General features: G+C 35.0%; 10 protein-coding genes. 9 read left to right on the forward strand and 1 reads right to left on the reverse strand.

The features are described from left to right. The first annotated feature begins 8 nt into the window (after positions 1-8). The 4 genes from def to yidC all read left to right on the forward strand — a co-directional run bounded on the left by def (position 9) and on the right by yidC (position 4874). Entirely contained in the window at positions 9-596 is a 588-nt protein-coding gene (gene def, locus EV197_RS07660; protein ID WP_130286131.1) for a peptide deformylase, read from the forward strand. A gap of 76 nt (positions 597-672) precedes the next feature. Further along, a complete protein-coding gene (locus EV197_RS07665) occupies positions 673-1104 on the forward strand; it encodes a DUF5606 family protein (RefSeq protein ID WP_130286132.1) in 432 nt (143 codons plus the stop codon). 172 nt (positions 1105-1276) lie between these two features. Next, positions 1277-2917, forward strand: coding sequence for a CTP synthase (locus EV197_RS07670; protein ID WP_130286133.1), 1641 nt, complete (start codon positions 1277-1279; stop codon positions 2915-2917). 76 nt (positions 2918-2993) lie between these two features. Beyond that, positions 2994-4874 (forward strand): membrane protein insertase YidC, encoded by a 1881-nt coding sequence (gene yidC / locus EV197_RS07675; RefSeq protein WP_130286134.1) that lies wholly within the window; start codon positions 2994-2996, stop codon positions 4872-4874. A gap of 53 nt (positions 4875-4927) precedes the next feature. Here yidC and EV197_RS07680 read toward each other — a convergent pair whose 3' ends face one another. Further along, positions 4928-5911: a fasciclin domain-containing protein gene (locus EV197_RS07680; protein WP_130286135.1), complete on the reverse strand. Its 984-nt coding sequence runs from the start codon at positions 5909-5911 to the stop codon at positions 4928-4930. Between the two features lie 185 nt (positions 5912-6096). On the opposite strand from EV197_RS07680, the gene EV197_RS07685 reads away from it, so the two are divergent. The 5 genes from EV197_RS07685 (at position 6097) to EV197_RS07705 (ending at position 11780) form a co-directional block, all read left to right on the forward strand. Continuing rightward, on the forward strand, positions 6097-6783 hold the full coding sequence (locus tag EV197_RS07685; RefSeq protein ID WP_130286136.1) for a toxin-antitoxin system YwqK family antitoxin: 687 nt from the start codon (positions 6097-6099) through the stop codon (positions 6781-6783). Between the two features lie 107 nt (positions 6784-6890). Further along, positions 6891-8081 (forward strand): tRNA 2-thiouridine(34) synthase MnmA, encoded by a 1191-nt coding sequence (gene mnmA / locus EV197_RS07690; protein WP_130286137.1) that lies wholly within the window; start codon positions 6891-6893, stop codon positions 8079-8081. A gap of 126 nt (positions 8082-8207) precedes the next feature. Then, positions 8208-9152, forward strand: a complete 945-nt coding sequence (locus tag EV197_RS07695) for an NAD(P)H-dependent flavin oxidoreductase (protein ID WP_130286138.1) — start codon at positions 8208-8210, stop codon at positions 9150-9152. Positions 9153-9165: 13 nt separating this feature from the next. After that, positions 9166-9939, forward strand: a complete 774-nt coding sequence (mazG, locus tag EV197_RS07700) for a nucleoside triphosphate pyrophosphohydrolase (protein ID WP_130286139.1) — start codon at positions 9166-9168, stop codon at positions 9937-9939. A 362-nt stretch (positions 9940-10301) separates the two neighbouring features. Beyond that, entirely contained in the window at positions 10302-11780 is a 1479-nt protein-coding gene (locus EV197_RS07705; protein ID WP_207224192.1) for a helix-turn-helix domain-containing protein, read from the forward strand. Positions 11781-11803 lie beyond the last annotated feature (23 nt).

Below are 11803 nucleotides of genomic sequence, written 5' to 3' on the forward strand. Positions count from 1 at the left end.
ATTCATTTATGATATTACCCATAGTAGCATACGGAGATCCTGTTTTGAAGAAAAAAGCAAAAGATATTAGTGCTGATTATCCTAAGTTAGACGAATTAATCGAAAATATGTTTGAGACCATGTACAATGCACATGGCGTAGGATTAGCAGCACCTCAAATTGGGTTGTCTAAACGTTTGTTTGTGATTGACGCTGAGCCGTTTGCGGACGATGAAGATTTAAATCCGGTTGAAGCAGAAAAGCTAAAAGGGTTAAAAAAAGTTTTTATTAATCCTCAAATCATTGAAGAGACAGGTGAGGAGTGGGCTTTTTGTGAAGGGTGTTTAAGTATTCCGGACATTAGAGAAGATGTTTTTAGGCAAGAAAAAATTAAAATTAAGTATGTGGACCAGGACTTTAAGGAGCGTACTGAGGAGTATGATGGTCTTGCTGCACGGGTCATACAACACGAATACGATCACATTGAAGGGATCTTGTTTACCGATAAATTATCCAGTTTAAAAAAGCGGTTGATCAAAGGTAAATTAACGAATATTTCAAAAGGTAAAGTAAATGCGGATTATAGAATGCGTTTTCCGGCCGTGAAGAAAAGATAATTCTATTATATTTTTTGATAATTAAAAAAGAACTATTGATATTTGCCACCTTTAAAAAAATAAACAGCATCAGTATATGGGTTTAGATAAAATACTAGCCATTTCAGGAAAACCAGGACTTTATGAGCTAAAAACACAAACAAGAACTGGTTTCTTAGCGGAGTCTTTACTAGACGGTAAGCGATTATCTGTAAGTTTAAGGCATAACGTAAGTGTGCTTAGCGAAATTGCAATTTACACCCTTTCAGAAGAAATACCACTAAGAGAGGTTTTTCAAAAGATTTTTGAAAAGGAAAATGGAGAAAAAGCAATCAGTCACAAGGCGTCCAAAGAGGAGCTAGAAAATTATTTCAGTGAAGTGCTACCAGACTATGATGAAGAAAGAGTATATGCCAGCGATATTAAAAAAGTTATACAATGGTACAATATATTGCAGTCTAAAGGTTTGACTGATTTCTCTGAACAAGAAGAGGTTTCAGACGATACCGAAACAAAAGAAGACAAATAAACAACCGATTTAGGTTCGTACTTTAAAATCCTGTCACCGGCAGGATTTTGTATTTTATGTTAATAAATACACATAAGTTTAAAAATATAGCAGAGGTATAAGGGTTAGTATTTCGTACTTCTTTGTATTTTTGCGCCGAATTGAATTTTAACAGCATAAACAATTAGTTTTCATGGCTAATACAAAATATATTTTTGTTACTGGAGGAGTTTCATCTTCATTAGGAAAGGGAATTATAGCCGCCTCTTTAGCAAAACTATTGCAAGCACGTGGGTATAGAGTAACCATACAAAAATTTGATCCGTATATCAACGTAGATCCCGGAACACTAAACCCGTATGAACACGGCGAATGTTATGTGACCGATGATGGAGCAGAGACTGATTTGGACTTAGGTCATTACGAACGTTTTTTGAATACCTCTACTTCTCAGGCGAATAATGTTACCACTGGTAGAATCTATCAAAGTGTAATAGAAAAAGAACGAAGAGGTGAGTTCTTAGGTAAAACGGTACAGGTAGTTCCGCATATCACTAATGAAATCAAAGAAAGAATAAAAATACTAGGAGAGACCGGAACCTATGATATCGTAATCACTGAAATCGGTGGTACCGTAGGTGATATTGAATCACTGCCCTATATTGAAGCTGTTCGTCAGCTAAAATGGGAGCTTGGTGACTATAATGCACTGGTAATACATTTAACCCTGATACCGTATCTTTCTGCTGCAGGTGAGCTCAAAACAAAACCTACTCAGCATAGTGTAAAAACACTAATGGAGAGCGGTATAAAAGCGGATATTTTGGTGTGTAGAACAGAACATGAACTGTCAGAAGACCTTAGAGAAAAATTAGCGTTGTTTTGTAACGTTCGCAAAGAAGCAGTTATTGAATCTATCGATGCTTCTACCATATATGATGTTCCTAATTTGATGTTACAAGAAGGGCTTGATAGGGTAGTACTCAAGCGATTAATGCTAAGTGAGGAGCAAGAGCCTAATTTGGATAAATGGAATGAATTCTTACGCAGACATAAAAATCCAAAACACGAAGTAACAATTGGATTAATCGGTAAATATGTAGAGCTACAGGATTCTTATAAATCCATTCAGGAAGCCTTTATACACGCTGGTGCAGAAAATGAAGTGAGGGTTAATGTAGTTAGTATACATTCAGAGTTTATTGATGATGAAACCATTGATAAAAAAATAGCAAAACTAGACGGAGTGCTTGTGGCTCCAGGTTTTGGTGAACGTGGGATTGAAGGGAAAATTAAAGCAGTACAATACGCTAGAGAAAACAAGATTCCATTTTTTGGGATTTGTTTAGGGATGCAAATGGCAGTAATTGAGTTTGCACGAAATGTTTTAGGCCTGCAAGATGCTTGCTCAACAGAGGTAGATGAAGAAGCCCCTAACCCTGTTATCAATTTGATGAAGGAGCAAAAGAACATCAAAGATATGGGCGGTACTATGCGTTTAGGATCTTGGGATTGTTTGTTGACAAAAGGAAGTAATGTTTACAAAGCTTATGGTACAGATATGATTCAGGAGCGACATAGACATCGCTATGAATACAATAACGAATATAGAGAGCAATTGGAAGCAGCTGGACTTAAAACTACTGGTGTTAACCCAAAGACAAATTTGGTAGAAATTATTGAAATAGAAAATCATCCCTGGTTTGTTGGTGTACAATACCACCCAGAATATAAAAGTACTGTAGCCAATCCGCATCCGCTATTTATAGCCTTTATAAAATCAGCAGTGCAATATGCTATAGCTCATAAGGATGCCAAAGTGTCATCAAAATAGATACTGGCTAGATAATTGAAAAGTAATTTGAAATATTTTTTAAAGCCGTTGTAAGGGCTTTTATACTTAGATATACATGGAAGAAAAAAAGTTTGACCTAAATTCAATAATTGGTTTTGGATTAATATTCATCATACTAATCGGTATGTTGTATATGAACAAGCCATCAGAAGAAGAGTTAAAGGAGGCTGAAAAAGCCAAGCAAGAGCAAGTAGAAGCTCAAAAAGAAGAAAAGGTTGTAGAGGAAAAAACAAAAAAAGTTGAGGAGGCTACATTTGACGTTTCGGATTCTACAGGGTTGGCAAAAGCAAAAACACAATTAGGAGCTTTTGCCTATTCTGCAAAATATGCGACTGCAGCAAAGGAGTATACAGTTTTAGAAAATGAATTACTTCGTTTAAAAGTGGCAACTAAGGGTGGATATATTCATGAGGCTTTACTGAAAAACTTTAAAACTTATGATTCTGTTCCTGTTTATTTGATAAAAGATGGAGAAAATGCCTCTTTCAATATCAATTTTGGTACTACGGATAATAGAATATTAAATACTCAAGATTTATACTTTGAACCATCGCTTACTTCCAATGGCGAAAATAGCATCCTTTCTATGAAACTGAAAGTAGCAGAGGATCAGTTTTTGGAGTACCGTTACGAAATGAAGCCCAACGAATATATGGTGGACTTTACGATACGGTCACAAGGACTACAGCAAGTGTTCAATAGTGGTCAAAAAATTAATCTAGATTGGGAGCTTGAAGGTATTCGTCACGCAAAAAGCGCATCTTACGAAAATAGATATACGGAGTTGATCTATGAGTACGAAGATGGAAAAGATGATTATTTAGGACAAAGTGATTTTACAGATGACCAGGAGAATAATGTATCCTGGATTGCATTTAAACAACACTTTTTTACTTCTATTTTATTAACGGACACTCCGTTTAAAACAGCAGCTTTTACCTCCAAAAATGTTGCTAACACTAGCGAGTTAGAAGATAAAGATATTAAAGTTACCAAGGCTTTTACTGCCTCGATTCCATTAGAGTTGAATGGAGGAGAATTAAGCTATAATATGGATTGGTATTACGGTCCTACGGATTATAGAATTTTAAATGATTATGATAGAAACCTTGATGAGGTAGTTCCCTTGGGTTGGGGTATTTTTGGTGTGATTAATAAATACTTATTTATACCATTCTTTGATATTCTAACAAGTGTTTTTCCTTATGGAATAGCTATTATAATTCTTACCATCGTAGTTCGTATCGTATTATCACCAATCACTTATAAATCTTATTTGTCTCAGGCCAAGATGAAGGTATTGCGTCCGGAGATCAATGAGATCAATGAAAAGCATAAGGATAATGCTATGAAAAAGCAGCAGGAAACTATGGCTTTGTATAGTAAGGCAGGGGTCAATCCTATGAGTGGTTGTTTACCAGCTTTGATGCAAATACCTGTGTTCTACGCGCTATTCAACTTTTTTCCAAGTGCATTTGAGCTACGTCAAAAAAGCTTCCTATGGGCTGAGGATTTATCGAGTTATGACACCATAGCACAATTACCATTTAGCATCCCATTTTATGGAGACCATATCAGTTTATTTCCCATACTGGCATCCATAGCGATATTCATTTATATGATGATGACAACGGGGCAAAATATGCAGACACAACCGGGTATGCCAAATATGAAGTTTATTATGTATTTGTCTCCTTTAATGATGTTGTTCTTCTTTAATAACTATGCTAGTGGACTTTCATTATATTATTTTGTCTCTAACTTAATTACTATTGGTATAATGTTAGTGATTAAAAATGTAATTATTGACGATGATAAAATTCACGCTAAGATTCAGGAGAATAAAAAGAAACCCAAAAAGCAAGGTAAGTTTCAAAAGCGAATGAAAGAGCTTATGGAGCAAGCAGAGCAGCAACAAAAAGCAAAAAAGAAATAAAATAAAAGCCTGTCGCAAGACAGGCTTTTTCTTTTTGTAATTAACTGTTGTGATTAGTTCGCAGGTAATAATACTTCTTCAATCACGTGGATGACACCGTTGGTAGCTTGTATATCTGTGGTAAGTATGGCAGTGGCAGATGTGTTTCCTGCGCCTTCTAACGTAGGGCCTGTAGTATCAATAGTAACATCTCCATTAAGTGTAGTGACTGTACCATTTGTTAATGTAGCACTAGTCAGATTTGCATTAGTAACTACGTGAGTTTGTAAAATGGCAGCAACCTCTCCTTCTTCGGTTGGCAGTGTAATAGCATCAAACCCTGAATTTATGGGCGCAAAAACTGTAAATGGCGGATTGATTCCATCCACATATTCTCCTTCATCCCTGGATAGAATGCCAATAAAATCAGTGCTTGGAGTTGAATCAGTAAGAGCAGAAACTAAGGTAGAAAACTCCGGATCAGCTGCCGCAAATGTGGTTACATCAGGTAATTGGATAACTGCATCCACGATATGGATAATTCCATTAGTCGCTACAATATCGGCTTCGTCTACTGTCGCGCCTCCATTGCTGCTTCCTCCATTAAAAGAAACGCCACTTAATGCATTAAAAAACGTGCTTACATTGGTATTATTAGGGCCTGCATTAGATGCAGTAGTTAAATAGCCAGTTGTTTGCGAATTAAGCTCAGACGCAGGGTACGTTCCCGGAATAACGTGATTAAGTAATATTTTACGTAAAGTTTCATCTGGGATTTCAGAAACATTATCCCAACCATTATCCAATAAAAAAGCAGTAAATGCTTGATTCGTAGGTGCTAAAAGCGTGTATTCAGTCGTCCCTTCAAATTCGCTGATTAAATTAGCTTCGAAAAGGGCGTCGGCTAAAGCACCAAGATTATTGTCTGCTTGTACTAAGGCCGATATGCTAGCTTCAATTTCAATTACATTGTCATTATCGTCATCATCGCAGGCATACATCCCAAAAAATAAAGTCAACACTAAAAAGACTTTAAGTGGTTTTAAAATAAATTTCATTTCTTTAAGTTTTGTTTATAAACACAAAAGAAACAAAATATTTTGTTTACTATTACAAATTATGTAGTTAAACAAAATTTAATTAATTGCTGTTTAGTTTTGATATTGATCATCTATGGTGAGCTAAGTATGGTATATTTTTTGATTTAAAAGGAAAGGGATTACTTTTATAAAAAAAGAAGGAAATGAAATTACATCTATTCTGTTTTGCATTATTAACTAGCTTTTTGATCATTGGTCAAGAGTATAATCAGTTTGATTCAGATGGTAAAAGACACGGTGAATGGTTGAAAAAATATGAAGGTACAGATCAAATACGGTACCAAGGCACATTTGAACATGGTAAAGAGGTAGGAGAGTTTAAATTTTATAAACCTACAAGTGGCGATGTACCAACTGCGATTAAGCTGTTCACTAAAGATAAGGACTCTGTATCCGTAACCTATTTTTCTTCTAAGGGAAAAGTAATTAGTGAGGGTAAGATGATCGGTAAACAGCGTGTAGGTGAATGGAAGTATTATCACAATAATTCTGATAAACTGATGATGGTTGAAAACTACAAAGCAGACCAGCTTCACGGTGTCCAGAAAACATATTTTGATAATGGTCAGTTAACGGAGGAAACTTACTACGTGGATGGTAAACGAGAAGGTAAGCGTTTGATTTATTCTGAAGAAGGTAAACTCATGAAACAGTACACCTATAAAAATGATTTACTACACGGACCTACAATGTACTATGATACTGAAGGGGAGTTAATTATTCAAGGAAGCTACAAAAAGAATAAAAAAGATGGGATTTGGAAATATTACAAAAATGGAAAGTTAGATAAACAAAAATTATTTCCACAAGCAAATGGTGGATCAGATTAGTATAATCCTTTCTAATATCACGATAAGAAAAGTTAAAGCAATGTGGTTACATTGCTTTAATTTTATTGATTAATTTTGTAAAAAATAATGAAGAGAAGCATATTTAGATGAGTAAGAGAGTAGTGGTAGGATTATCGGGTGGTGTAGATTCTAGCGTCGCAGCCTATTTGCTGAAAGAACAAGGTTATGAGGTTATTGGATTATTTATGAAAAACTGGCATGATGATTCCGTTACCATTTCTGATGAATGCCCTTGGTTAGAAGATAGCAATGACGCCTTACTGGTAGCAGAAAAGTTAGGTATTCCTTTTCAGACGGTAGATTTGAGTGCAGAATATAAAGAACGTATCGTAGATTATATGTTTAATGAGTACGAAAAAGGTCGTACTCCAAATCCCGATGTGCTCTGTAATCGCGAAATTAAGTTTGATGTTTTTTTAAAAATAGCCTTGTCACTTGGTGCTGATTACGTGGCAACAGGGCATTACTGTAGAAAGAAAACTGTAGAAAAAGATGGTCAGGCAGTACATCAACTTTTATCGGGCAAAGACCCCAATAAAGATCAATCCTACTTTTTATGTCAGTTGTCTCAAGAGCAATTGGCAAAGACTTTATTTCCGGTGGGTGAACTGCTGAAATCTGAAGTACGTACAATTGCTTCAGAGCAAGGATTGATTACTGCAGAGAAAAAGGATTCTCAAGGATTATGTTTTATAGGAAAAGTGCGCTTGCCAGATTTCTTACAACAGAAATTACAACCGAAAGAAGGAAAAATTGTAGAGATTTCTGCAGTACAAGATCAATTTAAGGATACTACAAACACCTTTGCGAATAAGCAAGAAGAACTGGACTATCTCGCCGCAAAGTATACCTATACTCTTGCAGATGGCAAAGTTGTAGGCAAACATCAAGGAGCCCATTATTATACCATAGGTCAACGAAAGGGATTAGCGGTTGGGGGGACTCCAGAACCCTTATTTGTCATAGATACGGATGTAGAGACTAACACCATATATACAGGACAAGGTAAACAACATCCAGGGTTGTACAGAAAAGCATTACTAATTCAACCAGATGAAGTACATTGGGTGCGTCAAGACCTTAAGTTAACCATTGGCGGAGAGATGAGAGTTAAAGCAAGGATTAGATATCGACAACCGCTGGAAGAGGCTACTTTGTATATGACATCAAAGGGGTTATACATTGAGTTTCAAAATAAACAAAGTGCTATTACAGAGGGACAATTTGCGGCCTGGTATTTAGGTGACGAGTTAATTGGCTCTGGAGTAATATCTTAAAAATTTTTATCTTATTTTATGCAAATAATCCTGCAGTACGCAGGATTTTTAATACCACAATATTCCTTTTTATTGTAGAATTAAACTGCTAAGTTTGTTTGCGATTAGTACCTAACACAATTAAAGATGAATCGAATTAAAGAACTTTTTAATATTGAATATCCTATAGTTCAAGGGGGGATGATATGGGCAAGTGGATGGAAATTGGCAAGTGCGGTTAGTAATGCAGGAGGTTTAGGTCTTATTGGAGCAGGATCTATGTATCCCGATGTTTTACGGACTCATATACAAAAATGCAAGAAAGCAACCCAAAAACCTTTTGGAGTAAACATCCCCATGTTATATCCAAATCTGGAAGAGATTATCAATATTATTATCGAAGAAGGCGTGAAGATTGTCTTTACCTCTGCTGGTAATCCAAAAACATATACCTCCTTTTTGAAAGAAAAGGGCATTACCGTAGTACACGTTGTAAGTAGTGTAAAATTTGCATTGAAAGCTCAAGAAGCAGGTGTAGACGCTATTGTTGCAGAAGGCTTTGAAGCAGGAGGTCATAACGGAAGGGATGAAACAACAACATTGGCATTAATACCTATGGTTAAAGAAAAAGTGAATATTCCATTAATCGCTGCAGGGGGTATTGCTACAGGTGCTGCAATGTATGCAGTGATGGCTTTAGGGGCCGATGGTGTTCAAGTAGGTAGTCGATTTGTTGCTAGTGTAGAGGCTTCTTCTCATCCAGAATTTAAAAGGATGGTGGTTGAAGCTAAAGAGGGCGATACTTCACTTACATTAAAAGAATTAGCTCCTGTACGAATGCTTAAAAATAATTTTTATAACCAGGTTATTGAATTGTACAAAAAAGGACCATCGGTTGAAGAGCTAAAAACATTATTGGGAAGAGCACGTGCTAAGAAAGGCATGTTTGAAGGGGATTTAGAAGAAGGAGAGCTGGAGATTGGTCAGGTATCGGGACTTATCCATGATATTAAGCCTGCTGCTGATATAGTAAAAGATTTGGTTGCGGAATTTAGAATTACGCAAAATAAAATGACATCCATTCTAATTTAATACTTTATTGGTTATGAATAGTAGAGCGGATCAGTTAAAAGCATTCAATAGGCTGCTGGATATTATGGATGAATTACGAGAGCAATGTCCCTGGGATAAAAAACAAACCCTGCAGTCATTAAGGCATCTAACTATTGAAGAAACCTATGAATTGGGCGATGCTATATTGGATAATGACTTACAGGAAGTTAAAAAGGAGTTAGGTGATCTTTTATTGCATATCGTTTTTTATGCCAAAATAGGTAGCGAAACACAAGATTTTGATATCGCTGAGGTTGCCAACTCTATTTGTGATAAGTTGATTGATCGTCATCCACATATCTATGGAGATGTAGAGGTAAAGGATGAAGAAGAAGTAAAAAGAAATTGGGAAAACTTAAAACTCAAAGAAGGAAAAACAAGTGTACTCCAAGGTGTTCCAAAATCCTTACCAGCTTTAGTTAAGGCAAGTAGGATACAAGATAAAGTAGCAGGAGTAGGCTTTGACTGGGAGAAACCCACTCAGGTTTTTGAAAAGTTAAAAGAGGAGTTGGACGAATTGCAGCACGAAATAGAGGAGGCTAATCAAGATAAAATTGAAGCTGAATTTGGAGACGTATTATTTTCAATGATCAATTATGCTCGTTTTTTAAAAATCAATCCAGAAGGCGCTTTAGAGCGAACCAATAAAAAATTTATAAAGAGATTTCAATATCTGGAGCAGAAAGCTAAAGAACTAAATAAAAGTTTAAAAGACATGACATTGGCAGAGATGGATGTTTTCTGGGAAGAAGCAAAACGCTGTTGAGCTCAATTCTGAAAGTACAAAACTAATTTTTCTGATTTCTTTTTAAACAAGTGTCAAGGTTTCAAAAAGCATACAATTAAGATATATAACGATCAATTGATACTAGAGTATATCTTTTAAAGCACAATTACAGACTGAAGATTTTTTAAAAAGCAACCACTTAAACATATGTTAACGTTTTTAGTTCTCTTGTTAAATTAAGCACAACAATTTTTTTTACGTGTTAAAGTTTATGGGACACAAAGTCAAGTTAGATTAATTTTAGGGACTTGTTTTAATGCACTATGAAAATAAAGTTCATTTTTTATAAAACACCGCTGTTACAATTTTGTTTATGGCTTTGCTTTCTTTTTTTTGTAAATATGGTTTCCGCCAACCCGGTGGAAATTCCAAACGACTCTTTTGATGCTGCTAATCTTAAGGCTAATGGTAATAGCATAAAGCCAGAAGTGAACTATAAAAAATTAGCTTTATATAACGCTAAACTTGGTAATGCAGAAAAAACAGCATACTACCTAGAAAACTATATAAAATCAAATGCTGATATTTCTTTCATAAATAACACAGCTTTTGATGCAATGCAAGAGGATAAGTCGTTTCGTTTATTGAAAGACAAATACTTTGTTAAGGTTGATTTCTGGTCATTGTTTTGTTTGTATGTTGGATTTATTGGAATTTTTGTTTTTTCTGTTTTGATCCTGAAACAAGGTGGGGATTTAATAGCCAGGTTGCTTATTGCTAGTTTTTTGATGCTTCATTCGCTGTTTATAATAAGGATTAGTGCTTATATGGCTAATTACGATTACCGTTTTCCTCACGCTTTATATATAACAGCAGCCTTTTCATTTCTTTACGGGCCAATTATCTATTTTTATTTTAAGAGAACGTTAGAAGGTTATACGTTTCGAAAGATTGATCTCATTCATCTAGCACCGACACTGCTTTTTATCATTTTGCTCTTTCCGGTTTATAGTTTACCTGAAGAGGAAAAGCTGCTCATGATACTTAACAATGAAAGACCATTTATGGAATTAATCGCTGGTCTTAAGGTATTATCGATAGGTATTTATGCAGCTATGGCGATTCGACTTTTTCTTAAGTCACAAAAACAGCAGTATAAATTTACGAGTAGCCAAAGGAGATGGCAAAAGCATATCATAATTTTTAGTTTGCTTTATTTAGTTTCATATACAATTTATGTATTACTCTTAAAAGATGTGTTTCTGAAGGGATTCTTCTTTCATTTACAAATCATTTCTATGTCTTTAATAGTGCTTTATATAAGCTATTATTCAACATTAAATTTTACAGCTATATCGACGACTAATAGATCAATTAAATTTGATGATAAATCTGGTAAAGAATTGAATATTGCACCAATTCCTGCAATTAGCCTTAATGAAGGGGTTGGAGATATCGTAAAAAATAAAACAAAGATTCCTTCTAATAGGAAGGTTTCTAGTAAGAAATATAAAAAGTCTAATTTAACCAGAACTCAGGTTAAGGAGCTGAAGAAAAAGCTGCTATTTCTTATGGATGAGGAAAAAGTATATCGAATAAATGATCTTACGCTTCCAAAGCTAGCAAATTTATTAGGTACATCCAGAAATAGCACTTCTCAAATAATCAATGAAAGTTTTGGTTTGAACTTTTTTGAATTGATCAATAGGTATAGGATTGAAGAAGCAAAAGAGATATTTAAAAGTGAAAATGATGTAAATATTATAGATGTAGCATATGAGGTCGGATACAACAATAAAGTGACATTTAATAAGTCATTCAAACGATATTGTAATATTACGCCAACCGAATATATAAGATCAAAAATCAGTATGAATTAATCTTAAAAAAAAGTTAAAAAGAG

The sequence above is a fragment of the Aquimarina brevivitae genome, from assembly GCF_004216895.1.
Taxonomy (GTDB): domain Bacteria; phylum Bacteroidota; class Bacteroidia; order Flavobacteriales; family Flavobacteriaceae; genus Aquimarina; species Aquimarina brevivitae.